20 protein-coding genes, 1 tRNA gene and 1 pseudogene are annotated in these 25,036 nt (G+C 69.8%); 10 read left to right on the forward strand and 12 right to left on the reverse strand.

Annotation, left to right across the window (positions count from 1 at the left end):
• The first annotated feature begins 16 nt into the window (after positions 1–16).
• From ACFXOM_RS16780 to ACFXOM_RS16800, 5 genes are all read left to right on the forward strand, one after another.
• Positions 17–913 carry a bifunctional DNA primase/polymerase gene (locus tag ACFXOM_RS16780; protein WP_384945454.1) on the forward strand — a complete coding sequence of 299 codons (897 nt, stop codon included), beginning with the start codon at positions 17–19 and terminating at the stop codon, positions 911–913.
• Entirely contained in the window at positions 910–1,278 is a 369-nt protein-coding gene (locus ACFXOM_RS16785; RefSeq protein ID WP_385038290.1) for a hypothetical protein, read from the forward strand. The genes ACFXOM_RS16780 and ACFXOM_RS16785 overlap by 4 nt, the downstream gene beginning before the upstream one ends.
• On the forward strand, positions 1,275–2,456 hold the full coding sequence (locus tag ACFXOM_RS16790; protein ID WP_384945451.1) for a DUF3631 domain-containing protein: 1,182 nt from the start codon (positions 1,275–1,277) through the stop codon (positions 2,454–2,456). The genes ACFXOM_RS16785 and ACFXOM_RS16790 overlap by 4 nt, the downstream gene beginning before the upstream one ends.
• Before the next feature lie 197 nt (positions 2,457–2,653).
• Positions 2,654–2,875 carry a helix-turn-helix domain-containing protein gene (locus ACFXOM_RS16795; protein ID WP_384945449.1) on the forward strand — a complete coding sequence of 74 codons (222 nt, stop codon included), beginning with the start codon at positions 2,654–2,656 and terminating at the stop codon, positions 2,873–2,875.
• A 77-nt stretch (positions 2,876–2,952) separates the two neighbouring features.
• On the forward strand, positions 2,953–4,200 hold the full coding sequence (locus ACFXOM_RS16800) for a tyrosine-type recombinase/integrase (RefSeq protein ID WP_384945446.1): 1,248 nt from the start codon (positions 2,953–2,955) through the stop codon (positions 4,198–4,200).
• A gap of 248 nt (positions 4,201–4,448) precedes the next feature.
• On the opposite strand, the gene ACFXOM_RS16805 is transcribed toward ACFXOM_RS16800, so the two are convergent.
• The 5 genes and pseudogenes from ACFXOM_RS16805 to ACFXOM_RS16825 form a co-directional block, all read right to left on the reverse strand.
• On the reverse strand, positions 4,449–5,630 hold the full coding sequence (locus ACFXOM_RS16805; RefSeq protein WP_384940613.1) for a PP2C family protein-serine/threonine phosphatase: 1,182 nt from the start codon (positions 5,628–5,630) through the stop codon (positions 4,449–4,451).
• Between the two features lie 262 nt (positions 5,631–5,892).
• Positions 5,893–7,287, reverse strand: a complete 1,395-nt coding sequence (locus tag ACFXOM_RS16810; RefSeq protein ID WP_384940615.1) for a TQXA domain-containing protein — start codon at positions 7,285–7,287, stop codon at positions 5,893–5,895.
• Between the two features lie 569 nt (positions 7,288–7,856).
• Positions 7,857–8,237: pseudogene (locus tag ACFXOM_RS16815) on the reverse strand (single-stranded DNA-binding protein); the annotation flags it as partial.
• 165 nt (positions 8,238–8,402) lie between these two features.
• Positions 8,403–10,298, reverse strand: a complete 1,896-nt coding sequence (locus tag ACFXOM_RS16820) for a GTPase (RefSeq protein ID WP_384940617.1) — start codon at positions 10,296–10,298, stop codon at positions 8,403–8,405.
• 5 nt (positions 10,299–10,303) lie between these two features.
• The gene (locus ACFXOM_RS16825) at positions 10,304–11,905 is read right to left on the reverse strand and encodes a dynamin family protein (RefSeq protein WP_385038293.1); all 1,602 of its coding nucleotides are present in this window, start codon (positions 11,903–11,905) and stop codon (positions 10,304–10,306) included.
• A 314-nt stretch (positions 11,906–12,219) separates the two neighbouring features.
• Here ACFXOM_RS16825 and ACFXOM_RS16830 point away from each other — a divergent pair.
• Positions 12,220–12,292, forward strand: a tRNA-Arg gene (locus tag ACFXOM_RS16830).
• Positions 12,293–12,766: 474 nt separating this feature from the next.
• Here the strand turns inward: ACFXOM_RS16830 and ACFXOM_RS16835 are convergent.
• Positions 12,767–13,510: a tyrosine-protein phosphatase gene (locus ACFXOM_RS16835; protein ID WP_384940621.1), complete on the reverse strand. Its 744-nt coding sequence runs from the start codon at positions 13,508–13,510 to the stop codon at positions 12,767–12,769.
• A gap of 379 nt (positions 13,511–13,889) precedes the next feature.
• A complete protein-coding gene (locus ACFXOM_RS16840) occupies positions 13,890–14,549 on the reverse strand; it encodes a hypothetical protein (protein WP_384940622.1) in 660 nt (219 codons plus the stop codon).
• 379 nt (positions 14,550–14,928) lie between these two features.
• Here ACFXOM_RS16840 and ACFXOM_RS16845 point away from each other — a divergent pair, with 379 nt between their 5' ends.
• Positions 14,929–15,204, forward strand: a complete 276-nt coding sequence (locus ACFXOM_RS16845) for a hypothetical protein (protein ID WP_384940624.1) — start codon at positions 14,929–14,931, stop codon at positions 15,202–15,204.
• Here the strand turns inward: ACFXOM_RS16845 and ACFXOM_RS16850 are convergent.
• Positions 15,198–15,749, reverse strand: coding sequence for a hypothetical protein (locus ACFXOM_RS16850; RefSeq protein ID WP_384940626.1), 552 nt, complete (start codon positions 15,747–15,749; stop codon positions 15,198–15,200). The genes ACFXOM_RS16845 and ACFXOM_RS16850 overlap by 7 nt on opposite strands.
• Before the next feature lie 411 nt (positions 15,750–16,160).
• Here ACFXOM_RS16850 and ACFXOM_RS16855 point away from each other — a divergent pair, with 411 nt between their 5' ends.
• Positions 16,161–17,147 (forward strand): zinc metalloprotease, encoded by a 987-nt coding sequence (locus tag ACFXOM_RS16855; RefSeq protein ID WP_385038296.1) that lies wholly within the window; start codon positions 16,161–16,163, stop codon positions 17,145–17,147.
• A gap of 104 nt (positions 17,148–17,251) precedes the next feature.
• Complete coding sequence (locus ACFXOM_RS16860; protein WP_385038299.1) at positions 17,252–17,749, forward strand: cupin domain-containing protein; 498 nt, start codon at positions 17,252–17,254, stop codon at positions 17,747–17,749.
• 355 nt (positions 17,750–18,104) lie between these two features.
• Here ACFXOM_RS16860 and ACFXOM_RS16865 read toward each other — a convergent pair whose 3' ends face one another.
• Together ACFXOM_RS16865 and ACFXOM_RS16870 are read right to left on the reverse strand one after the other, a co-directional pair.
• A complete protein-coding gene (locus ACFXOM_RS16865) occupies positions 18,105–19,664 on the reverse strand; it encodes a von Willebrand factor type A domain-containing protein (RefSeq protein ID WP_385038302.1) in 1,560 nt (519 codons plus the stop codon).
• A gap of 191 nt (positions 19,665–19,855) precedes the next feature.
• On the reverse strand, positions 19,856–20,242 hold the full coding sequence (locus tag ACFXOM_RS16870) for a hypothetical protein (protein WP_384945433.1): 387 nt from the start codon (positions 20,240–20,242) through the stop codon (positions 19,856–19,858).
• A 279-nt stretch (positions 20,243–20,521) separates the two neighbouring features.
• Between ACFXOM_RS16870 and ACFXOM_RS16875 the strand changes: the two genes are divergently transcribed.
• Positions 20,522–21,115 carry a DNA-binding response regulator gene (locus tag ACFXOM_RS16875; protein WP_384940636.1) on the forward strand — a complete coding sequence of 198 codons (594 nt, stop codon included), beginning with the start codon at positions 20,522–20,524 and terminating at the stop codon, positions 21,113–21,115.
• A 20-nt stretch (positions 21,116–21,135) separates the two neighbouring features.
• On the opposite strand, the gene ACFXOM_RS16880 is transcribed toward ACFXOM_RS16875, so the two are convergent.
• Both ACFXOM_RS16880 and ACFXOM_RS16885 read right to left on the reverse strand, forming a co-directional pair.
• Entirely contained in the window at positions 21,136–22,005 is an 870-nt protein-coding gene (locus tag ACFXOM_RS16880) for an ABC transporter permease (protein WP_385038305.1), read from the reverse strand.
• Entirely contained in the window at positions 22,002–24,935 is a 2,934-nt protein-coding gene (locus ACFXOM_RS16885; RefSeq protein WP_385038308.1) for an alpha/beta fold hydrolase, read from the reverse strand. Before ACFXOM_RS16885 ends, ACFXOM_RS16880 begins: the two co-directional genes overlap by 4 nt.
• Between the last annotated feature and the right edge of the window lie 101 nt (positions 24,936–25,036).

Consider the following 25,036-nt stretch of genomic DNA (forward strand, 5'->3'; position numbering starts at 1 on the left):
ACTGGAGACATCCAGCATGCCTCACAACCGCAAGACCATGCTGCTCACCGCAGCGCTCGATGCCGCCGCCCGCGGCTGGCCCGTCCTCCCGCTACGGCCCGGCGGCAAGCGACCCGCGCTGCACGGCGAGAGCGCCTGCACCCGGACCGGCGTCTGCACAGACGGGCATGTGAAGTGGGAGCAGCGCGCCACCACCGACCCCGACCGCATCCGCGCCGCGTGGACGACCGGGCCATTCAACGTCGGCATCGCCACCGGCCCCGCCGGGCTGGTCGTCGTGGACCTCGACAAGCCCAAAGGCAGTTCGGACACGCCTTGCGGCGTGACGACCTTCGAAGCGCTCTGCGAGCGCACCGGGCAGCCCGTACCGTCCACCCGCACGATCCGGACCGCGCGAGGAGGACGGCACCTGTACTTCACCGCCCCGGCCGGTGTCCGGCTGCACAACACCCAAGAATCCCTAGCGCCGAACATCGACACCCGGGCCCGGGGCGGATACATCGTCGCCCCCGGCAGCACCACCCCCGCCGGCACGTACACGGTCGAGAACGACCGACCTCCCGAGCTCCTGCCGGAATGGCTGTGCGCCCTCCTGACGCCTCGTCAGCCCCCGCGGGAGCTGATGGCCACGCCCGTCGCTCCCCGGTCCACTCGCTGCGCCACAGCCGCCCTCAACGCCGAAACCTCCGCCGTCGCCACCACAACCGAAGGCGGGCGCAACGCCCGACTGCTCGCCGGCGCCCGAGCGATCGGACGCTTCGTCGCATGGGGCGACCTCCCCCGCGACGTGGTCGAGGAGGCCTTTCAGGGGGCGGGGGAGTCGGCAGGTCTGTCGCCGGCCGAATGCCGCGCCACCATCCGCAGCGCCCTGAACTGGTCCATCCGCACCGCCCGCCCGCGGGACACGGCATGACCACCCCGCAGCCCCTCCCCCTGAAAAGCCCTACCGGTCAGCCCACCGGCCCGGCAGCCGCCAAACCCTCCCCGGCCACGTTCCGCGGTGCGGCACTAAAGGGCGTCGCCGAAGGCGTCCTGACTGCTGTTCGCCCTGACACGCACCCCGCCACCCCGCCCCGGGCAGATGGCCGCTGGCCGGTTGCGTGGCTGGACATCAGCGCACCCCGCGGCATCGTCCCCACCACCATGTCCCGCTGCGCGCGGGGCTGGGACCGTAGCGCCGTCGGCCACCGCAAAGTGCTTGCCCTTATCGCCGACCACACCGCCCACCGCGACGTCTGCCCGCTCCGCACCACCCCCGAAGGGAGGGCCGCAGCATGACCGGGCCCAACACCACCACGCCCGCGACAATCGACGGTGCCGCCCTGCTCGCCGAAGTCGAAGCATTCCACCGCCGGTTCAACGTCTTCCCCCGCGAGGCCGCCTACGTCGCCGTCGCCCTCTGGGACGCCCATGCCCACCTGATCGACGCGTTCGACTCCACGCCCCGTATCGCGTTCCTGTCCCCCGAACCAGGGTCGGGCAAGTCCCGCGCGTTGGAGGTCATCGAAACCTTGGTGCCCAACAGCATGGCCGCCGTCGACGCATCCGCATCCGCCCTGTTCCGGGCCGTGTCCGGTGTGGACGGAGAGCGGCCCACGATCATCTTCGACGAGATCGACACCGTATTCGGGCCGAAGGCCGGAGACAACGAACAGCTCCGGGGCTTCCTCAACGCCGGACACCGCCGCGGACGGCTCATGTACCGGTGCGTCGGTGACGGCTCCAACCAGACCGTGCAGGGCTTCCCCTCATACTGCGCCGTGGCCGTGGCCGGACTCGGCTCGCTGCCAGACACGATCCTGACCCGCTCCGTCATCATCCGGATGCGCCGTCGGGCCAGGAACGAGAAGGTCGAGCCCTACCGAATCGGCGACCACGAGACGCAGGGCCACGCCATCCGCGACCGGCTCGCCAAGTGGGCCGACCAAGTCCGCGACCGCGTAGGCGGTGCCCGGCCGGTCATGCCCGACGGGGTCACTGACCGGCCGGCCGACGTGTGGGAACCCCTGCTCGCCGTCGCCGACGCGGCTGGGGGCGACTGGCCCGAGCGGGCCCGTGCCGCCTGCGCGGAGCTGGTCAAGGCCTCGCAGACCGACGACAAGGGGTCACTCGGCGTCCGGCTGCTCACCGACCTGCGTGATCACGTCCTGATCGGCATGGACAAGCTCCCCACCGTCGCCATCCTCGACCGGCTCAACGCCCTGGAAGACGCCCCGTGGGCCGACCTCCACGGCAAACCGCTGGACAACCGGCGCCTGTCCAAGATGCTCCGCGAGTACATGACCGGCGACAACGACCCCATCGTCTCCCGCAACATCCGCACCGCCGGCGGAATCCTCAAGGGCTTCTTCGCCAAGGATCTCCACGACGCCTGGACGCGCTACTGCCCGCCACCCCAGGAAACCGCTACAGCCGCTACGCCGCTACAGCCCAGCTCAGACTCCCTGTACGTGTAGCGGCACTTTCCGATGTAGCGGCTACGCCGCCACGCCCCGGACACCCCACCTAGGGGCCGCCACGCGCGGGGCGTAGCCGCTACACCCAACCTTCCCGCTACACAAAACCCGCCGCTGAGCTGCGATGTAGCGGCGTAGCGGATGTAGCGGACTTCCCAGAAGGGGGCCAAAAGCCCCGAGGACAGAGGAGAGCCAGCGTGGCATCCGCCGTAAGCACCCTGCGGGCCGGACTCCCGGACCGGTACCTCACCCCCGAGGACATCGCCGGGATGTTCTCCGTCCCCATCGAGACCGTCTACCACTGGCGCAAGCAGCGCACCGGCCCACCCGGGTTCCGAGTCGGCCGCTACGTCCGATACGACCCCGTCGCCGTCCGTGACTGGGTCACTCAGCAGAGCGACCTCGAAGCCGCGGCCTGATCACCCCTCCCCCAGCCCGTGACGCTCCCCCGAGCGCCACGGGCCTTCTCGTGCACCGAGAGAGGACCACTGCCCAAATGGCTGGCCACATCCAAGACCGCTGGTACAAGACCGAAATCGGCACCGATGGCAAGCTCCGGCGGGTCAAGACCGACCGCCACGGCACTGGCATGCGGTACCGCGCCCGGTACGTCGGTCCCGACGGCACCGAGCAGTCGCAGAGCTTCCCGGACAGGGAGAAGGGTCGGGCCGAGAAGTGGCTGACCCGGATCAAAGCCGACATGGACGCGGGACAGTTCTTCGACCCGAAGGCGGGACGGATCACGTTCCGCGAGTACGCCGAGAAGTGGCTCGGTGGCCTCACGACGGACGTGGTTAGCCAGGAAGCGGTGAAGCGGCGGATCCGTCTTCACGCTGTGCCACAACTGGGCACCCGCCCCATGGGGTCGTTCAAGCCGGAGCATGTGCGCGCATGGCTGGGCAAGCTGAACAACTTGCTCCCCAATGCGACGTACCGGCGAGCGATCTACGACTCGGTGTCGTCCCTCTTCAACGCGGCCGTGGACGACGGAGTCATCCGGGCGAACCCCTGCCACGCCCAATCGGTCAAGCCTCCCGAGCCAGACCCGCGCCTTATTCAGCCGTGGCCCACCCAGCGAGTGTTGGCCGTGCGGGCTGGACTACCCGACCGATACGCGGCCACGGTGGACGCCGGCGCGGGGTGCGGCTTGCGCCAAGGTGAAATCTTGGGCCTGGATCGGGAGAACATCGACGTGACGGCCGGGTGGCTCTACGTCCGGCAGCAAGTCAAGCGCGTGGGCGGCACGCTCGTGTTCGCACCGCCGAAGCGGGGCAAGCTCCGGGACGTTCCGCTGAGCCCGGTAACCGCTGCGGCCCTGAGCGTCCACATGGAACGCTTCCCTCCGATCGAGGTCAAGTTGCCGTGGAAGACCCCGGACGGGCCGCTGGTGGCCAGGCAGCTCGTCTTCACCAGCGCCGTGGGCAACGCGATCTGGCGCAGCTACTTCGACGACCACGTGTGGAAGCCCGCTCTGGCGTCCGCCGGCGTCATCCCGCCCAGGGAGCCGGGCAAGCGGTACGCTGCCGCGCCGAACGACGGCATGCACGCCCTGCGGCACTTCTACGCCTCCGTACTCCTGGACGGCGGCGAGAGCATCAAAGCGCTGAGCGTTTACCTCGGACACTCGGACCCCGGCTTCACGCTCCGCATCTACACGCACCTCATGCCGAGCAGCGAACAGCGAACGCGCGCGGCCGTGTCGGCCGTGTTCGGTCGCGCTTCGGGTACCCCTGAGGCGGCCTGACGGCCCACAGACGGCCCACGGCCCCACAACGGCCCCTGATCGGCGGTTCCCTCGCAGGTCAGGGGCTGTATCGCACCCCAACTTCGCCAGAAACACCCCATCTTGCCGTACCGCCACCCCTGGGAGAAAACCGCCTGCTCCCGCAGCCCTTCGCCGCCTCCACTCACGGCGCCCGGCTGCCCCGCCGCCACCGCGTTCCGGGTCCTGCCGCCACACGCGGTGCAGCCACCCGTCGGCAGCCGCGACGATCACGGCCGCCCGACCGTCCCCGGTCGGAGCGCTGCAGCCTGGGCCCTGCTGAGGACAAGCACCGCCGTGTCGTCGCGCGGTCTGCCGCCGGTGTAGCGCCGCAGTTCGTCGCGCAGGGTGTCGACCACCTGGCCAGGGGTGATGTCGCCCCACTCGGAGAGGCGGTCCTCCAGGGGGTAGAAGGCCCCGGAGGCGTCGCGCGCCTCGGTGACCCCGTCCGTGCACAGCAGCAGCGAGGTGCTCGCGGGAAAGGGGAACCGCTCGGCAGTGCGTGGTGACGGCGACAGGGCACCGAGGCCCAGCGGCACCCCCGGCTCGCGGCGGAGGACGCGGCTGGACGCCCCGCCCCCGTCCGGATTCCCGCTGCGACCGTCCAGACGGTACGGCGCAATGTGACCGCAGTTGACCGCCTCGGCCTCCGGCTCACCGGTGACCGAGATGACGAGCGCCGTCACGAAGCGCTCGGATTCACCGCTCTGAAGGGCGAATGCGTTGTGCCGTACGACGGCGTTCTCCAAGGCGTCCACAACGGCCGTGAGGGCCGGCTCACGGTTGGCCGCCTCCCGGAACGCACCCAGCACCGCGAAGGCCGTGCCGATGGCGGGCAGCCCCTTTCCCTGCACATCGGCGATCAGGACCCGGCTACCGAAGCCGGACGCCACGACTTCGTAGATGTCGCCCCCGACCCTGCTGTCCTCTTCCACCGGTTCGTACAGTCCGCTCACCACGAGTTCCTCGGTGTGCAACGGCAGCGGACGCAGGATCTGCCGCTGCAGGGCGGCCGCCGCGGATCGGAGTCGGGTGATCTCCGCTTCGTTGCGGGTGCGCTGGCGCGCCATCGCGACACTCGCACCGTTCAGGACGATGGTGAAGGCGACCAGCGTCACGCTGTTGGCAGCCGTGGGAAGCGGGTTGAGGAACTCGGAGGCGGCGACGACCGCGGTGACCCAGCAGGCGGCGATCTCGGTCTGGCGCACGGTGCCCCGCCCCGCGACGAGAGCGGGGAAAACGATCAGCAGGGGGACGACCTTGGCCTCTCTCGGGCTGAGGTGGGCCGTCAGCACGAGGACCGCGGTGAACACCACCATGTAGACCAGGAGCGCCGGCACCGAGAACAACGAGGCGACCAGCCCCCTTCGCGCCTCGGTCCCCTGCTGCCCGCGTGCGTCCGACGTGTACACCGATCCACTCCTGGCGTGGGCCTGTGCGGCTCCCGCAGGACCGGAACCCGCCCGTGGAGCATCTCAGCCGGTGCTCCGTGTCTCCTGCACCGCCCTCGGAAGTCGGGTGGATACCCGTGGGACATCACTCGCGTGTACGAGCTGACTCCCCATGGGCACGGGGAGCGCCCCATCGCCCACGGCTCCCGATGCGCCCTACGGGCTTCACGACCGGCCCTCGCACCACGTGCTCGCTGCTCCTAACACGCGCGCCACTCGCCGGTCAGTCCTCGTTGGCCGCGTTCTTCCTGCTCACGAAGAGGACGACGGCTCCACCTACGACCACAAGGGCGATCGCCGTACCTGCGATCAGAGGCGTCGCGTTGGAGGCGCCGGTCTCGGCAAGATTCTCGCCACCGCCCGTCGCGGCGCCTCCGACCGTGGCCGGAACGGGCTGGGACAGCACCTCGACGGGAGCCTCTCCCGTGCTGCCGGTCGTCTTGCAGTCCAGCACCCCCTTGAAGTTCCTGGAGAACCCACCCGGTCCGCTGATCGTGAAGTCGTATGCCCGGTCCTCGGGAACCGGCACGGTGATGGTCCGGGACTGTCCGGCGGGTATCGCGTGCCTGGACGCCATCAGTTCGAAGGAGAACGTCTCATCGCCCTTGTTCGTGACGGTGACGTCGACGCCGCTCTTCGCGCAGTTCTTCCTCGCGGATATCGCAGGGATCGGCCCGGCCTTGGCCCAGGTGGCGATAGCGGTAGCGGACACCGTGGACCGGCTGGAACCCGCGAGGATCTGGGTTTGGCTCTTCGTCTCGCTGGCGAAGACCCGTCCCACGGGCACCGACGTGGTCGCCTGAACCGTGAGGGCGGCCGAACCGTCCGCGGCCCCCGTGGGTATGCCGAAGTAGAGCTGACTGCCGTCGACCGCCGTCGTGACCGGCTTGCCCGCCCCGTCCGTCACCCTGACACCGGTCGCGGCGGCATCGGCCGGCGGTGTCACCGTGACGCGGTCGGCGTCCGTACGAACCGTGATCGGTCCCAGTCGCTCACCAGCCCTGCCGGAAACGGCGTTGGACTCCAGGCTGAGTGAGGCACGCGGTTCGCCGACGTCCTCCGCCTCCTTCTCCAGCCAGTCGGCGAGCTTCTCCGCAGCCGGATCGAGCGCCTCGACCTCGGCGCCGTCCGAGTACCGCCATATGGCGACCTGTGTCCCGGCTGCTGCGGTGCGCTCGGTGAGCGGCCCGGTGCCTGCACGCTCGGCGATCCCCATCAGGTCGTCGACCTGCGGGTAGGAGTGCTGGAGGATCCAGCGGATCTTACCCGCGTGCCGGTTGGAGCCGAGGGAGGACTGGCTCCACGGGGTCTCCAGGTACCTGGCCTGCTCCTGGGTGGGGTTGTAGACGTCGATGCAGTAGGTCTTGAGCTTCCCGCCCCCGTCGACGGTCATCTCGAAGAGACCGGCGGGGAGTTCGTGCACCTGGCCGCCTTCGTGCAGGACGGCGCGGTCGAAAGTGCTCAGGCCATCGAGCGTGGCAGATGCTCCGCCCTGGTGCTGGGGGCCCTCATCAGCGACGGCCGGCGCCAGCGCACCAGCCGCGAGCAGGCCCGACGCCAAGGCGCACACGGCGAGCCGGGCGGCTCCCCGCCCGCGTGCAGAGAACGCAGAAAACACAGAATTCCCCTCTGGGCGAGACCCTTTCGCGTGGGATACGTGGGGGGAGTGCCTCGCCTACAGACTCAAGTGCCCCGTGAGTACAGGGAATCCTAGGGATGAGGCGGGACCAACTCTCCCGTCATACCGTCAGATAACCATTCCGAATCAAAATCGTTATCGCCAGCCGCGCATCCACCCACTCACTGTCGACATATCTCCACCGCAGTGGGACGGCTCGATCAAGGAACCGCCACGAGCGCCTCCTGCACAGCGACATGGCCACGGGGGCGGCCCGGAGCATCGAACACGTCGGCTTCGATCCCCGGCCAGGACGGTCCCTCCGTAGGCCACGGCCCACCTGGTGGCTCCACCACCTCGTCCCGGCCGCTGACTGCCGCGCCACCAGAGCTGCCAGAGCTCGCGGCCGTCACAGAACCACCCGCACCACCCCCCGCCTTCGCGGCAGCGCCGCGGGCCGCACGGCCGACGCCGCCGGCTCCCGAGCCGTCAGCCCCCGGCTGCGCGCCTCCTCGCGTACCCGGTGTGTCCGGGAGGGCGGCACCCGACGCTACCGGCGCCCCGACCGTACGGTCCGTCAGGTGGACTCCCGCCTTCGACACGCGTCGGAAGGCAGACGTGCCGCGTGTCAGGTCGTGCCCCACCGCCACGGCATCGACGTCCACCGACGCCCTGCGCTGCCCGTCCCGTTCCTCCTCGCGCACCCTCAACCGGCCGTGGACCACGAGTGGTTCCCCCACGGCGACGGACGCGGCCAGGTTGAGCCCCAGCGTCCGCCACGCCCACACCGTGTAGAAACTCGTGCCCCCGTCCGTCCAGAGCTGCCGCTGGCGGTCCCACCGCCGCGCGGTCACGGCCAGCCGGAACCGTGCCCATCCGCCGTTCACCGAATCCCGGTACTCCACGGCTGTCGCGACATTGCCCACCAGCGTGACCATCGTCTCGTTCATGACCCCACACCCCTTGCGGTCGGACCGGCCCTGTGCACCGGCTGGCTCCATGCTGGACCGCCCAGCGAGATCCGGCCCACGACTGTGGACGCAGCCCGGGATGTGGAAAACCCCGCCACCCCCACGGGTGACGGGGCCCTCTGCAGCCGCGCGGGCAACAGCCCTTCAGCGTCGGGACACCGTGGAGTACTGATCCCGCACCTCCCGGTACCTCAGCAACTCCGCGGCGACCGGATCGAGGACCATTGCCCGGCCGCTCGCCGCGGCGGCCTCGCGCAGCCGCCGCTCGGCCTCCTGCCCGTACCGGCGCGCCGGCCCCCTCGACGCGGCCGTGCTCGCCCACTCCACCAAGGGCCCGCCGATGATCCCCCCGAGCATCACCAGTACCGCCGGGAGGAGCGCAGGCTCCAGCACCCCGACGATCTGACCGACCAGCCACAACCCACCGAAGATCTGCAACAGGGTCATGGCCGCCTGTGCCAGCACCGCGGCCGGCCACCACGCGGGGCGCGGTGGCCGCCCACGCTGCGTGCTCATCTTGACCGCGAGTTCGTCGAGCGTCTCGGGCAACCCGTCGGCCCCCCGCACCGCCGCTTCACGCACCGCCTGTGCCCAGGGTGCGGGCAGCCCCTGAGCGGCCTCGTCCGCGACGGTGCGCACGGCCTGCTCGACCCTTTGCCGGGCGGTGAGTTCTTCCTCCACCGGCTCCGGCGCCTGCGGGGGCACCCCGCCGGGAACACGGGTCCGCTCGTACCAGCGCCACAACCGCGACCAGGGCGTCCCACAGGCTCGTCCGGCATTGCGCAGCCACTGGCGTTCGGCTTCTTCGCCGAACGCGGTGGCACCGACCGCGACCGCCAGGCGGGCGGCGAAGTCCTCGCGCGCCCGCTCGCCGAGGCCGGTCCGCCCGTCGGCGACGTACGCCGACCGCAGCCGAGCAGCGGCGGCGTCGACGTCCGCGGAGATGCGCCGGGCCGCTGCAGTGCGGTCCTGGACGAACCGGCCGAGCAGCTCGCGAAGCTCGCCCATTCCCTCGCCGGTGAGCGCCGACAGCGCGAGCACGGTTGCACCGGGCTCTCCGTGCTCGCCGAGGGCCATGCCGTCCTCGTCGAGGAGCCTGCGCAGATCGTCCAGCACCTGATCGGCGGCTTCGCCGGGCAGCCGGTCGATCTGGTTGAGAACGATGAAGGTGACCTCGGCATGCCCTGCGAGAGGGCGCAGATAGCGCTCGTGGAGGGCGGCGTCCGCATACTTCTCCGGATCGACGACCCAGATGACCGCGTCGACCAGTGCCAGGACGCGGTCCACCTGGTCCCGGTGCACGGTCAGTGCCGAATCGTGATCGGGCAGGTCCACCAGGATCAGCCCCTGCAGCGCTTCGTCGCCGCTCCCGCCCGCGAGGGGCCTCCGGCGCAGCCGTCCGGGGATGGCGAGCCGGTCGAGCAGACCGCCGGCGCCGTCCGACCAGCTGAGGGCGATCGGCGCGGACGTGGTGGGGCGGCGCAGCCCGGTCTCCGAAACCGGCACGCCGGCCAGGGCGTTGAACAGAGTCGACTTACCGCTGCCGCTCGCCCCCGCGATGGCGACGACCGTGTGCTCCGACGACAGTTGCTGCCTCGATGCCGCCTCGTCGAGCACCCGCCCCGCCTCGTCGAGCAGCGCGCTGTCGACCCGGGTGCAGGACAGACCGACGAGTTCGCGCAAGGCGTCCAGACGGGTGCGCAAGGGAGCGGCGTACGGTCCTTCGATGACGACGTGGGGTTCTCCGTCGAGCAGCGACCCCGCGTCTTCGGCGGCCTCGGGATCTGCCGCGCGACGCGCGATGAGGCCGTCGTCCCACTGGTCGTCCCCCTCGTCCCCGCCCGGACTGTCCTCCCCTTCGCCGTCCCCGGAACTGCCGGAGGGCTGCTCGGCCGCTCGGCCACCCCGGGCCGCCTCCTCTGACGAAGCTCCCTCGGTCTCCTCCGCCGGCTCCCCCGCGGCGTTCTTCCGATCGGTCTTCGGGCGGGTGTCGGGACCGCCTTCCGAGCGGCCCTCGGTCTCCCCAGTGACAGCGGTCAACGCGGTCACCTCTCCTTCTGCAGTACGGACAGCGCGGCGATCAGCTCGGCCTGCGGCTCCGGGCACAACTCCAGGGCGTCGAGGGGTGCGAGCCGTCGGTCACGCTCCTCGTTCAGCACTCCTTCGACGGTCGTCGTGACCAGCTCGCCCCCCTTGTCGCGCAGGCGTAGCGCGCCCTGGGCGCCGATCCGTTCGGCGAGCCGTTCCCCCGCGGTCCGGGCCCGCCGCCCGCCCAACAGTGCGGCGGCGAGCAGCGCGGCGACGGTCTCGGGGTCGGGTGCGGACGAACGCTCCATGTCCCGGATCTCGTCTTCGGCGAACTCCTCCAGCACCCGCCGCCAGCGCCGCACCGCCAGCCCGATCCGCTCGGACAACTCGCGGTCGGCCCGCGCGCTCGCTGCGCTCAGCGCCCGGCCGGCGGGATCGCGCCGCCATGTCTCCCCGATGCGTTCGTCCGCGGCGGACACGGCGCACTGAAGCAGGGCTCCCAGGCTCTCGGCGAGGGCGTCGAGGACTTCGGCCGCCGAGCTGTCCCGCGGGTATCCACGCCAGCGAGTGCGTGCGTCGCCGGCGAGTACCGAGCCCCGCTGCACGTGCTTGCGCACGCGGCCGACCTCCTGTGCGTAGACCTCCTCAACCGTGCTGGTGAGCCGTACGGCGGCGGCGTACTGCGCAGCGACGGCACCCGCGAGCTCCGGCATGCGGGCGTTCATCGAGTCGACGATCCCCGCGGCTGTGCGAATCACGGTCTGCTGGCGGGCGACGGGGTCCAACGCCAGGTGGACGAGCCAGTCGCGAAGCGCACAGACGGCGCTGTCGGGCAGCAGCCCCGCGCCGCCGCCGGTGGATTCGGGGAGCTCCGGGATGGTGAACCGCGGCACATCCCCGAGCCCCGCCTTCGTGAGGAGGGCCGCGTACTGGCGGGACACTTCGGAGACCACCTGGTGCGGTACCCGGTCCAGCACGGTCACGAGCGTCGCGTCGTATTCCTTCGCGGTACGCAGCAGGTGCCACGGGACGGCGTCCGCGTATCGCGAGGCAGTGGTCACCATCACCCACACGTCGGCCGCGCAGATCAACTCGGCGGCCATGATCCGGTTCTCGACGACCAGCGAGTCGATGTCGGGGGCGTCCAGCAGGGCGAGACCGCGCGGCATGGTCCCGGAAGTCTCGATCCGCAGCTCACACCCCCCTGACGGACCGCGCGCGCCGCCGGCCGCCTCGGTCTCCTCCTGCTGCGGCAACCACACGCGGGCGAAGTTCGGCAACACCCGCACGCCCGCGAACCAGTGGTGGTCCTCGGGATGGCATACGAGCACGGGCGTCCGCGTCGTCGGCCGCAGCACTCCCGCTTCCGTCACCCGCCGGCCCACAAGGGAATTGACCAGGGTCGACTTCCCCGCCCCGGTGGAACCGCCGACCACTGCGAGCAGCGGCGCTTCGGGGTGTTTCAGACGGGGCACCAGATAGTCGTCGAGCTGCGCAAGCAGCTCGACTCTGGTCTGGCGTGCCCGCGGAGCACCGGGAAGGGGAAGCGGGAGACGCACGGCAGCGACCCGGTCGCGCAGGGCGGTAAGTGCGTCGATCAGCTGAGGCCGTACTTCCATGGTCACCACATGCGAAGAATGCCCAATTTTGGAGTCTTTTTGAAGCGTATAGACTCTCCTGCGCGCCGATTAGGCACACGGCACAGACGGGACGAGTGGGGCGCAGGCATAACGAGTGCACAACACCCGGGCCGTGGGACGAAAAAAGCGCTGCGGGAATCGCGTCTGCCTGCGATTATCGTTTCGCTTCACCGAACCTCCACATCGTGCCACGCAGGTGAAGCATCGAGGCCTGGGCGTTCGGAGCCCTATCCTTGTCCCGGCAAGGTCACGGACGACCCACGAGGGACTCCAGGACACCGAGGCCACACCCGGCCCCCGTAGCTCAGTGGATAGAGCAGGCGCCTTCTAAGCGCTTGGCCGCAGGTTCGAGTCCTGCCGGGGGCGCACAGTACGCAAGATCGACGGGGCCCTTCCCTCAGGAAGGGCCTTTTTGCTGGTCAGGGCTACCCTAGCGGGCGGAGCGTAGCAGAAGCGTAAGGGCCGGACTGCCCGGACCAGCCAGCGGACGGCCGGGCACGATCGGGAACCGCAGGAAGCCCGGCATATCCACGGTTGCACTCCGGTCCACGGTTCACTCCGGGCACACGGATCCGGCGATACCGGCACCACCGGAAGGCCAGCGGGCATGATCCGCTGACCGTCCTCAGGGCTCGGCGTCGCTCCGAGCAGGGAGGACGCCGGCACGCCAGGGACGCGGCAGACCAGATCCGTGCACGCACGACCGCGCCTTGCCGGCCAGGATGACGCAGCGGACGAACGTCGGCGGGACACAGCCCCCGCGTCACCGCTCCTGACCCACCCACCCGTCGCGAGGTCAGGGGAGCGCGCCACGATCCTCCCGGCGTCCCCGGGGGTCGGTCAGCCGACGGTGCCGCCCGGGGTGAGCAGTCGCTCGCGCAAGCGGGCGATCACATCCTCCTGGATACCCACCGGCCCCGTCAGGTAGTTGCGCACCGATCCGTGGTCGCTCTCCAGATCGGCCAGGACGAGCCGCATGACCTCGGCAGGCGCACGGCCGTACGAATGCCAGGTCAACTCCCTCCCCGGGTTGGCCTCGTGCCAGTCCGCGACCAGCCGCCCGGTCGCCAACTCGGTCAATGCGAAATCGGCGAGCACCTGCTCGGCGGAGACGTTCAGCAGCGTCAGGACGAGTGCCGCCAAGAGTCCGGTGCGGTCCTTCCCGGACGTGCAGTGGAAGACCAGCGGGCCGTCGGACGCGGCGATGAGCTCGATCGCTTGACGGATCTCCTGCACACCGTCCTGTGCGACCTCAGCGAACCGATCGGCCAGGTAGCGCCACGGGTCGGTGTCGGGATCGATCTCGGCTTGGTCGTACGGCCGGTGTTCGATGCTGAGGTTGGCGTACGTGAATCGCTCCGCTTGCGGGATTCTGCCCCGACGCTCGATCTCCCACGGGTAGCGGAGATCGATGACGGTACGTATCCCCAGGGCCACGAAGCGGTCCCAGTCCTCATCCGCCAATTTGGCCAGCGAGTCGGCCCGGTACAGGACACCCCACCTCACCGATCGGCCGTCGGCCGCCCGGTAGCCGCCGAGGTCGCGGAAGTTGTGCAGCCGACGGAAGTTCACGTGACGCTTCATCGGGTACCCCTTCGTCAGCGCCTGGGAGGAAGAGGAAGGGTAGTTGACGTTCAGCCCAGGGTCTCCGCGGGATTGTCCCCGATGCGCTCCACGGCGACCGCACTGTCAGCCACAGTGTGCCGCCAGCTGGGCCCGCCCCGGAGGGACGTTTCTTCGCGACGTGCAGCGGCACGCATTCCCCCAACAGCCGACACCCGGGACGGCGCACGTCCAGCAACAACCTCACGCAGTGATAATCCTCCACCCAGGCGGGACGCCCCCTCGAGCGATAAGCGCGGCGGCTCCACTGCGAGCCCACGACGCCGCCCCGTAGGGGGACGCCTGCCAAAAGTCCCCGCCTCTTCGGACACGGTTGGCTCCGACGCCCTCCCGAAGAACGTCATCCCCACTCCGCCGGCGGGTAGAGCTCCGTCTGATCGCCGGTTCCTGCATCGGCGAAGACGAGCGCGTCGTCGTACCGGCGGTGACGCCCCAGGCTGCTCCGTGCGCTGGGCAGGTCCGGCTTCACCAACTGGCCGTCGGCCGCGAGGGTCTGTACCCGTTGGAGGACGACACGGAGCTCGACGCCGAGCTCGTTGGCAACCACCTGGAGGTCGACCCCGGACTGCCAACTCCACACGAGGACGGAGTCCATCGCGGGGGACCAGACAACAGTGGCTGGCTGGGGATCCATCCAGGGGTCCTCGACCGGAGCGACGGCGGGAGTCGCGACGGCGGTCTGCGCCGGTGCAGTCGCGTAGGGGTGCGGGGCGGAAACCGTCGGCACCGGCTCCACCCGCCCGAAGGGGAACGGAGCTTCGGCCACGGGCTCGACAACAGGCTCACCGAGCTTGTCCGGGGGTGGCCCGGACAGCAGGTTGGCCGCGACCGTGCGGGCTCCGTCACGGCCCACGGTACGGCGCGCGACCCGCACTTCCCGCTCCTGCAGACCCATCATTCCGGCCACACTGCCGTCGTCACCGACGACGACGGCGAAGGCGGCCAGCATCCTCGTCCGGTCCGCTTGCGCCTCGTCCAACGCGCTCTGCGCCTGGCGCACACGGTCGTCGCTGGCACAGAAGGCTTTGGCTAGGATTGTATTTCTTTCCCATAGTTCACGCGGTTCCACACATGCACAAACGCCCATCTCCACCATTGGGCGCGATGATTCCGCGCAATCAACACGAAGAGAGCCAAAAGCTAAAGGTGATCAAGCTCAGTGACGATAACGTGACGCCGCGTCCCGAAACTTCCGCACCGGCAGGTAGCCGCCACTCCCGTGGCGCGTCCCACCGGCCGACCACCGGATCAGCATGCCCGTACGCAGCCGCATGACAGGCCGTCCGTCTCCGCGTGACGCCACCACGCCGCATCGCAACGACTCGGGCGAGTCGTCCGGCTAGCCGTCACCTTCGCCCGGGACAACCGTTGGTTAGAGAATGACGATAGGACCTGACACCCCCACGCAGACCGGCCCTCACCACACCGGCACCAACGGACGCGGCACAGTGACGTCCGGGCCGTCCGGCGGGCACGTGGCGATCCCTGCGCCCGTCCGGGAGACGGTCGAGCAGATCGTGCTCGCCGTCGAAAGCGCCGACGACGCCCGCATCCGGCGCCTCCTCGCTGACCTGGCTCCGGTGGCCGACAGCACCGCCCTCATGTGGCTGCGCCAGCGACTGTACGACAGCCTGCCGCGGAACCCCGGTCAGTGACCCGCCAGAAGCTTGACGGCGACGACCACGACTCCGATCCCGGTGTCGAGCAGTCCTGAGATCAGGGCGCTCAGCGGCCCGTTGCCCATGCGCAGCCCGGTCCGCCAACCCCACAGGAACAGGGTGACCACTTCGACGCCGGCGCTGACCAGCAGGGCGGTCTCCAAGTCCATCAGGCCCAGGGCCGACGCCCCGATGAGTACGAGCGGGCCCACGGCGCACAACAGCAGCGGGCTGGACACGTGCAGCGCCGTCTGGATTTCCCTGCGGGTCGCGCTCCGTCCGCTCACCGCGCGATGCGACTGCTCGTCGGCTACCACGGTAGCCAGCCACACTCCGAGCGCCGTCACAGCTACCGTGAGCGCCGCCTCGATGTGGTCCGGCGTCTCCGTCTCGGCGAGGGCCACCACGACCGCCGTCAGGGTGAGCGTCGCGTAGATGCGTTCCTTGAGCCGCGCGGCCGCGGTGTCTCCCGCGCGGGCGGCGGTGGCGTCCGGTTCCCACCGCGTGGACGGGGACTGGTGCACCGGCTCTGGTTCCTTCATGCCGTCGCGCCGTCGCGGGCCGGGATCCTGTCGGCCTCGCACGGCGCAAGGATCGCGGCCATGTCTGCGCCCTTCCGCCGAGAGGTCGCCAATACCCCAGAAATACTTCCAACGCATCACACGATATCCGTTCCTCCCCTGCTTCCACGTGTAAGAAATCAGGAGTGTCGAGCATGGGGGTGACCGGGACCAAGGGTCATGACGAAGGGCTCGACACGCGCAGACCCACGAGCAGCAATGGGGTACGACATTTGAGCGAACATCGCCCCCCTCTGAGCCAGTCAGTCATTTACCCAGACTGAGAAATTGATACTGATTCACCTCAGCCGCTTGCCGTCAGGGACTTCCATTCATCGTCCCCGAGCAACGGGACCCCGGCGAGCAGCGCTGCGACCCCGGGAGGAGCCGTCCGTGCCCGCACTCCTAGAGATCTGGCGTATCTACGTCCGTCCCGCCGTGGCTCTCGCCGCTCTGACCGTCACGCTCACTCAGGCGAGCCCGCAGGCGATCGCCGGGAGCCAGGTCCGGGCATATACGTGCCTGCCCAACCTCGAGTCGAGCGGCGCGTCCGAGAAGGTCGCCGCTCGCACCGCCGACACGACCGGGAGCAGCGTCGGCGGGCCTGCTCAGGCCGCACTCGCGGCCATGGAGATCGACCTGGAGCAGAGAGTCGGAGGAATCGCTCCCGGGGTACTTGAACACTTCGCCGCCAAGGTCACCACCGTTCCGGTGTACTTCCACGTCATTCACAGCGGAGACGAGGGGAAGCTTTCCCGTAGCCGTATCGACAAGCAGATCGCACACCTGAACTCCACCTTCTCAGGCGCGGGCAAGGGGAATGCTGCCACCAACTTCCGGTTCGCACTGGTGAGCGTCAGCTACACGGACAACGCATCGTGGTACCGCGGCCTTGAACGGGGAGGTGCTGAGGAGCGAGCGATGAAGAGCGCTCTCCACAGGGGGGACACGGGGTCCCTCAATCTCTACACGGCACGACTCCACGGAGAGGTGCTCGGGTGGGCGACCTACCCGAGCGCAAACCGGTCGAGTGACGTGCTGACGATGGACGGAGTCGTCGTCCATACGGCGTCACTGGTCGACGGCTCGGCGCACAAGCACACCGAAGGCGACACGGTGACCCACGAGGTGGGGCACTGGCTCGGTCTTCACCACACCTTCGAACGCGGCTGCGCGAACCAGGGCGACTACGTCGCGGACACTCCGTCCGAAACCACGCCGTCCTTCGACTGCCCGGCAGGGCGGAACACCTGCTCGGGCCCGGGAAACGACCCGATCCACAACTTCATGAACTACACCTCCGACGCGTGCAGGTATCAATTCACCCGAGGCCAGGCCGAGCGGATGGCCAAGAGCTGGGTGGCCTATCGGGCTCGATGAGCAGCCGTCATGAACGGGCACGGGCCTGGCTCGAACGCGCGGTAACATGCATGGCCTTGGGGCCCGGTGTGGCTCTGATGGGGATCGAACGCAGGAGGAACAACATGGCGTCCCCTTCCCGGCCAGGCGTGCTCGCACGACTGGCCGAGCTGACCGGAGACGTTCCTGCGGAGCAGGGCGGGGCGTTGTGGCGCCTGGCCATCGACAGACGGCAACTGGACGCGAACGTGGTGCGCCTGCCGGCCGGAAGCCGAGTCGCCGAGCACGTGGAACCGGACCTCGACGTCCTGCTGTACGTGACCGAGGGCGACGGGCACCTCGAAGTCGACGGGGTGCGGCAGGAGATCGCCGCCGGATCCGTCGTGTGGTTGCCCCGAGGTGCCCGACGAGCCCTGGACGCAGGTCCTGAGGGGCTCGTCCAGTTGAGCGTGCACCGTCGGCGACCCGGGTTGGCCATCAAGCGAACGGGCACCCAGCGCCAGGAGGGCGGCGAGGCCGCGTGCCTCCTGGACCGTGTGTGCCCCGCATGCGGACGGGTCGCCACGGAGTCCGACGCCCGCTTCTGCGTACGCTGCGGCGAGGAACTACCGAACCCGGGATGACCCGGTCGGCACCGGCGGTTATTCGGGTCGGTCGGCCTGCCCCGAGGCAGGCGTATCCCCCGGTCACACCGGCTACGCGCTGGCGGGAGGGCACGCGGGGCATGGAGCAGAGCACGCAACGAAGCCCGAACGCTCCACCTCGCCTCGTGCACAGCTCGGTCCCTGGGGATTCGGGGGCTTTCCTGATGCGGGCCGGACTGCCGTTGAGCGGTACGTTTCGCCATGAGGGCGAGCAACGGGAGTGACCACGCGGCCCTGCAGCACGGGCAGCGGCTGCCAGGAGAGCGTTGCGGCGGTGTGGTGTGGAACCCGATCCCTTACTCGCCCCACACCAACCACCGTCCGCGCCGAGCGATCAGCCGACCAGCCGGCCGGCACTGCGGATCGACTCGGCCAACTGGCGTACAGATGCGTCCTCCGTACGCCGGGCGAGAACGTCAGCACGCTCGGCGAGGACGCCCAGCACCGGCGCGCCCGGGAGATCGGCACCGCGCAGACGCTGGGCGAAATACGCCGCGACGGCACTGACCTGGAACCGCGCGGACGTACGCGGAGACCAGAGGTCCTCGTCGAGCGCGGACGCCTCCACACCGCCCGACGCCTCGTGCGGCATCCGACGACGGGGGTCGAGCCAACGCACGGTCGCGGTGGCCACGTGTCCGCTCGCGCCCTCCCGGAGCCGCACCGCGTACAGGGCGGTCACGGTGTGGCCGGGGCCTATCTCTCCGCCGTCCACTCGGTCGTTGCGGAAGTCGTCATCAGCAACGTCCCTGTTCTCGTAGCCGACCAGCCTGAACTCCCGCACGGTCGCGGGGTCGAAAGCGACCTGCGCCTTCGCGTCACGGGCACGCAGCTCGATGTGGGCGGGCAGTTGGTCGACGAACACCTTCCGCGCCTGGGCGGCAGTGGACACGTACACGGTGTGCCCGTCCCCCCTGTTCGTGAGGCGCTCCATCAGCGCGTCTCCGTACTCGCTACCGACCCCGACGCCGAAGAGGGTGATGCCGAATTCGCGGCGGGAACTGTCGATCCGTTCCAGAATGGCGTCGGCCTCGGTCTCGCCCGAGTTGGCGAGCGCGTCCGAGAGGAGTACGACGCGGTTGTTGGCACCACGCCTGCGCCCCTCGACGGCGGCGCCGTACCCGGTGCGCACGCCTGCTTCCAGGTTGGTGGAGTCCGACGGTTCCAACTCGTCGACAATCCGGTGGATGCGGGCGCGGTTCCCTGCGAGCCGGGTCATCCGCAGCCGCGTCTCGGCTTCATCGCTGAAGGTGACCAGGGCGATGGAATCGTCGTCGCGGAGCTCATCGGTGAGGATGCCGAGAGACTTTCGCACGAGGTCGAGCCGGCCGGGCTCGCCCATCGAGCCGGAGACGTCCACGACGAACGTCAAGGCTGCCGGGGGCCGTTCGGCGGTCCTCGTGGTGGCGCGGGTGGCCAGTCCTACGCGCACCAGGGTCCAGTCGCCGCTACCCCCCGCGCGGGCGCCGTCGACAGTCACGGAGAAGCCATCGCCGTCAGGTCGCGGGTAGTCCTGCCGGAAGCTGTTGATGAACTCCTCGGGACGCACGGTGCCGGGGTCGGGCAAGTGGCCGGCGGCGATGGTCCGCCGGGCGTAGCTGTAGGACGCGGTATCCACGTCCAGGGCAAAGGTTGACAGATAGTCGGGTTTCGGTGCGATTTCCTTCTGTGTGTCGCCGTTCTGCTCGCCCTCACTTCCTTCTGAGGTGTCTTCTGCGCCCCGTCCACCGCCGTCAGGTGCGAACGGAGCGGGCCTGCTGTCCTGCCCGCGGTGCGCGCCATGGCTTTTCGACGCCCGATCCGTCTGCTCGCCTGCACCACAACCGGCCACCAGCACGGCCCCGGCCAGTAGCATCGCGAGCCGTCTTCCGGTCGGCCTTGCCCAGCTCCTCATCCTTGCCCCCTGGATCGTCAGCACTGGTGAATGTGACGCGCGAGAGGGCCCTGTGGAGCAGACGAAGGCGTTGCGGATGAATCTCAATGCTGCAACGGGCCATAGCGGCGGAGCTTTGGGCCAGAGCTGCAGGGGAGCCGGCTCGGCAACACCTACAGCTGATCGGTACGTTGCGGACCGGTGGTGCCGCGTCAGCCTTCTTCCCAGCTCACACTGCCCACGCCGGTGCCTCCCCCGCACGTCGCGGAGGAAGTACCGGACCCACCGGCGGCCAAGGTCACCCAATGGCCGTACTGGTCCGGCCACCAGCCGCACACGACGACGGCGCGGAAGGCGATGACCCGGCCCGTGGGATTGGAGCAGTCTGCGCGACCCGTCCACCCGTCCGAACCGGTGGTACAGGACAGCAGCGACGAGGCACCGCGATGGCCGACTGCAGCGGCGCCACCGTCGGCGGCGTGGACCGGCACCGTACCCGGAGACAGCACCGCGAGGGGGAGCGCCGCGGCAGCGGCAAGGGCCGCCCGCATCGCCAGGACGGACCTGAGGCCCGCCCACGGGGTCGCGCGTCGGAACATGGTGATCTTCCCTTTCGTCGGTCGAGTCCTTCTCGTGCCCACCACTCAGACTGGCGGGCACGACCGTGGCTGGAGAAGCCGATGGCGGACACTCGCCATCCCCTGAACTGGGGATTGTCACGGTGTGCAGACACGTGAGTACATGAGGCGTGCGGCTCCGAGATCGGGGGGTGGTCAGCCGTGCTGGATGTCGTCACGATGCCCAGACCGGGCTCAGGGCCCCGAGTGCCTGCCAGGCCCGATGCACCGTCCGCACGGTCGATCAGAGGACCGGCACAGGTGAGCGACACCCTCGCGGGGCTCGTCCGATCGGCCCGGCACGAGCTGCTCACCTTCGACGATCCGGTGGGCGCTTCGGAGGTTCCCGAATCCTTTCGCACACTCGCAGTGGCATGTACCCGCAAGACGACGGCGCAGCCCGCGACGGTTCGCCGCATCGTCCCCCGGCAGGCACTGGCTCACTTGCCGCCGGCCGGACGGATCAGCGGTCGGGCGCGGGTGACGGACTCCATCCCCTTCAAGCTGGTCGTGGCAGATCGCGCAGTGGCCGCTGTGCCACTCGATCTGAGACGTCACTGCAACGGTCTCGTCCTGGTCCGTGACCCCGCCGTGGTCCAGGCCTTGGTCCGCACTCATCTCGCCTGGTGGGCGGGAGGTGTGGACCTGGAGACGGCCGTCTCGGGCACCGCACCCGACCATCTGCGTCCGGTCCTCGACGCGATAATGGCGGGAATGACGGACGAGACCGCCGCCGCCCGCCTCAGCATGTCGGCGCGCACGTACAGCCGCCGGGTCGGCGAGCTCCTTGCCGCTCTGGGGACGGCAAGTCGATTCCGCGCGGGAGTGGAAGCAGCACGCCGTGGCTGGATCTGATCGATAGGGCCGACGGAAGGTCAGGAGACGATGTCTTTACGGGCGAATCCACGGAAGGCCAGGGCGACCAGAACGAGGGCGTACGTGAGCGATACCGCGGCCCCTTTCACCATGCCGTCCCACGCCAGCTGGGGCTGGAGCGCGTCCGCCCACGCGAACTGCCAGTGCGCGGGCAGGAAATCCCGCCACGAACCCAACGCTGTCACCGCATCGAGGACGTTTCCGATGATCGTCAGTCCGACCGCTCCACCGACGGCACCCAGCGGGGCGTCCGTCCTGGTCGACAGCCAGAACGCCAGTCCAGCCGTGACCAGCTGGGACAGGAAGACGTACGCAACGACGACTGCGAGCCGCGGTACGGTGTCGGCCGTCGCCAGGGATCCGCCGGTGGGCAGTTCCAATGAACCCCAGCCATAGGCAATCGTGCCCGCAGCGAGTGCAACGAGCGGCAGCAGAAGAATCGCCGCCGCGCTGAGGCCCAGGGCGACCGTGAGCTTGGACCACAACAGCCGGTATCGAGGGACCGGTGCCGCCAGGAGATAGCGGAGGGAGGACCAGCTCGCCTCGGACGCCACGGTGTCCCCGCAGAACAGTGCGACGGGCACCACCAACAGGAAGCCCGCCGAGACGAAGAGGCATGTAGCGGCGAAGTTCGCACCCGAGGCCGTCGCCGTGTCCATCAGCGTGATCCGGCCGCTTGCACCGCTTCTCTCCGACGGCGTCCCTCCGACCGCGAAGGCGATGATCAGTACGAACGGCAGTGCCGTCAGAACCCCGCCCATCACCCACGTCCGCCGGCGCTTCAGCTGACGTACTGCCTCCACCCGGAGCGGCAGGGTGCGCCACGCTCGATAGCCGGGTGCGGGCGGCGCAGTGGGAACCGTACTCATACGGTTGCTCCTCCAATCAGCGTGAGGAACGCATCCTCCAGGCGCCGGTGCGGTCCCACTCCGGTCACCGGCACGTCCAGCCGTACGAGTTCCGCGACCAGACCGGCTGCGCCCGTGCCGTCCAAGCGGACCAGGACACCGGTGCCGTCCTCGGTTTGCACCGCAGAACCGACGCCGGGCAATGCCGCGATCTTCTCGATGACGGCCACGGACAGCTCGCATGCGGTCGTCACCAGCAGGATGTCGCCGGCACCCGTGATCTCCGCGACCGGACCCGTCTGCACCAACCGGCCCCGGTCCATGACGACGAGGTGCGTGCACGACTGCTCCACCTCCGCGAGGAGGTGACTGGAGACGATGACGGTCCGGCCCTCGGCCGCGTACCGGATCATCACGTCGCGCATCTCGCGGATCTGAGGCGGGTCGAGCCCGTTCGTCGGCTCATCGAGGATCAGGAGGTCCGGTAGCCCGAGCATCGCCTGAGCGATGGCGAGTCGCTGCCGCATGCCCTGCGAGTAGGTGCGCACAGCACGAGAGAGGGCATCCCCGAGGCCGGCGATCTCCAGGGCACGGTCCATGTGCGAGTCCCGGGCGGGACGGCCGGTGGCGCGCCAGTAGAGTTCGAGGTTCTCCCGACCTGAGAGATGGGGCAGGAAACCGGAACCCTCGACGAACGCGCCGACCCGGGAGAGGACGGGCGCCCCGGGCCTGACGGCATGCCCGAAGAGGCGGATCTCACCGTCATCGGGGTAGATCAGACCGATCAGCATGCGCAGCGTGGTGGTCTTCCCCGCACCATTGGGGCCGAGGAGTCCGACCACCTGTCCCTTCTCTACTCGGAAGGTCAGGTCCTGCACGGCGTAGCGCTCGGTGGACTTCCCGTACCGCTTGGACAGACCCGTGATCTGCAGGGGCACATCAGCGAGTTCGGGGGCGGGAGCTGGGGCGGCGGCAGCCCTTCGACGGGTAGTGAGCAGCAGTCCGGTCGCGATGACGGCCCCCGCGGCGGGCAAGCCCCAGACCCACCAGGGCAGCGCGGCGGACTGGGTCGTGACGCCCGGTGCGGTCGGCACCGTCAGCGGACCGGCGAGGGAGACCGTGTAGGTCGCCGGCTCGGCCGGTGAGGCGTAGCCCAGGTCGGTGGCGGCGAGGACAAGACGCAACCGGTGCCCCGCCTCCACTTCGTGGTCCACGGCGGGAAGGGTCAGCTCGACCGTCCGGCCTGCTCCTGAACCCTCGACAGCGATGGGCGCGACGAGTTGCGCGGGAAGCACTTGCTGGCGCCCGCCAGGGCCGACGTCGTACACCTTTCCGAACAGAACCGCTCGACCACGGTCCGAGGCCACTCGGACCCGGACGGTCGGAGAGCCGGTGACCCGCGTCCGCCGCCCCAGGGGCAGGGAGTCGAACCTGGCGTACTGTCCCGGGAAGTCGAGGGAGACTCCACCTCCGAGCGACGACAACTGCGACAGTCCGCCCCCGACGCCCGGTACCGCTGAGATCGCGGGAGGAGTGGCTCCGGCCGGGTTGCGGAAGGACTGTGTTCGGCCGATGAGTTCGACGGGCTCCCCGCCCGCATGCAAACCCGGGTAGGTGTCGGCCGCGGCGCCCCGGCGGGTGGCCCTGCCGTCGGTCGAATCGAGGCCGCCCGTCCGGGTGACCCGAAACGCGGGACCGGTGTCCGCGGCCTCGTTGCCGTTCAAGTACCGGTCGAACCAGGCGGAGACCCGCGCGCGGACCCGATCGCCTTCCATGGTCCCCCCGTCGTGACCGCCCGCGATCCAGTCCACTGCAACGGGCGCGCCGTTTGCCGCGACGGCCTTGGCCATGGCGTCGGCGTGGCCGAGCGGAAAGAGGGAATCGAACTGCCCCTGCACGATGAGCGCGGGCACCTTGATCCGCCTGGCGACGGCGGACGGGCTCCTCGCCTCCAGCAGCGCACGGGCGGCAGCATCGGGCTTCCCGGCGGTGGCGACGCGCTCGTACATGGCGCAGAGCTCCGGCCGGAAGCGGCCGCACCCGGAGGTGCCGGCACCCGGAGCCGCGGCCTGCGCGGCCGGGTACGCGGAGGAGGAACCAACTGAGCGTCGCGGAGGGTCGGAAGAGGCAGAGGTGGTAGCCGGGACGGTGGCCCGAGAGGGCGCGGAGGAAGGACTGGGCGGGGACGAAGGCACCGTTCGCGTACGGGCTTCGGCGGTTGACTCGGGAATGTTCCTGTCCGCCCGACCGGGGGCGTTGCCGTCCGTTGGACTGTTCGCGTCCGCCGAGCCCTCGGGGGCTCCCGGTCGGGATCCGGTGGTGCCCAGAGAGCCTGTGGTGAAGAAGATGCCAGCCCAGAGCTTCTTGAAGACGCCGTTCGGGAAGAGCGCGTCGGCAAGGTTCCAGTACGAGATCTGCGGTGCGATGGCGTCGACGCGCCGGTCGTGCCCCGCCGCGAGGAGGGCGATCGCCCCGCCGTAGGACGCGCCGGTCACCCCGACCCGTGGATCACCCTTCGCGTCCAACCGGACCTCCGGGCGCCGCGCGAGCCAGTCGATCAGCCGCGAGACGTCCTTGACCTCGTACTCCGGGTCGTTGAGACCGATCTGCCCCGTCGAGGCGCCGAAACCACGCGCCGACCAGGTGAGCACGGCGTACCCGTCGCGGGCCAGAGCCTCCGCCTCCTCCCGCACTGAGTCCTTGCTGCCGCCGAATCCGTGGCCCAGCAGCACGGCGGGCCGGCGACCGCCCCCACCGGAGGTGAAGTACGACGTGTCGATCCTTGCCCCCGGCATGGTGAGCACCCGGTCCTCGCGCTGTACGGAGGGCTCGTCGGCCGAGGCCGCAGCCATCCATGTGCCGGCGCCTGCAACCACGGCGAAGGCCGCGAGGCCGGCGATCCATCGGGGGCGCCCGGGCGCCCCCGATCGGCCGGGGAGTCGGATCTTCATGATTGAACCCTAGGTGGAGAGCGCGCCGCACCGCGGCTGCCGTGGGGCGGAACTGGTGGCCCTTCCCGAGTAGTACGGGGGTAGCTTGCGCGTACACCGCC

Origin of the sequence: Streptomyces sp. NPDC059169 (assembly GCF_042755225.1) — a bacterium.
In the GTDB taxonomy this organism is placed as follows: Bacteria; Actinomycetota; Actinomycetes; order Streptomycetales; family Streptomycetaceae; genus Streptomyces.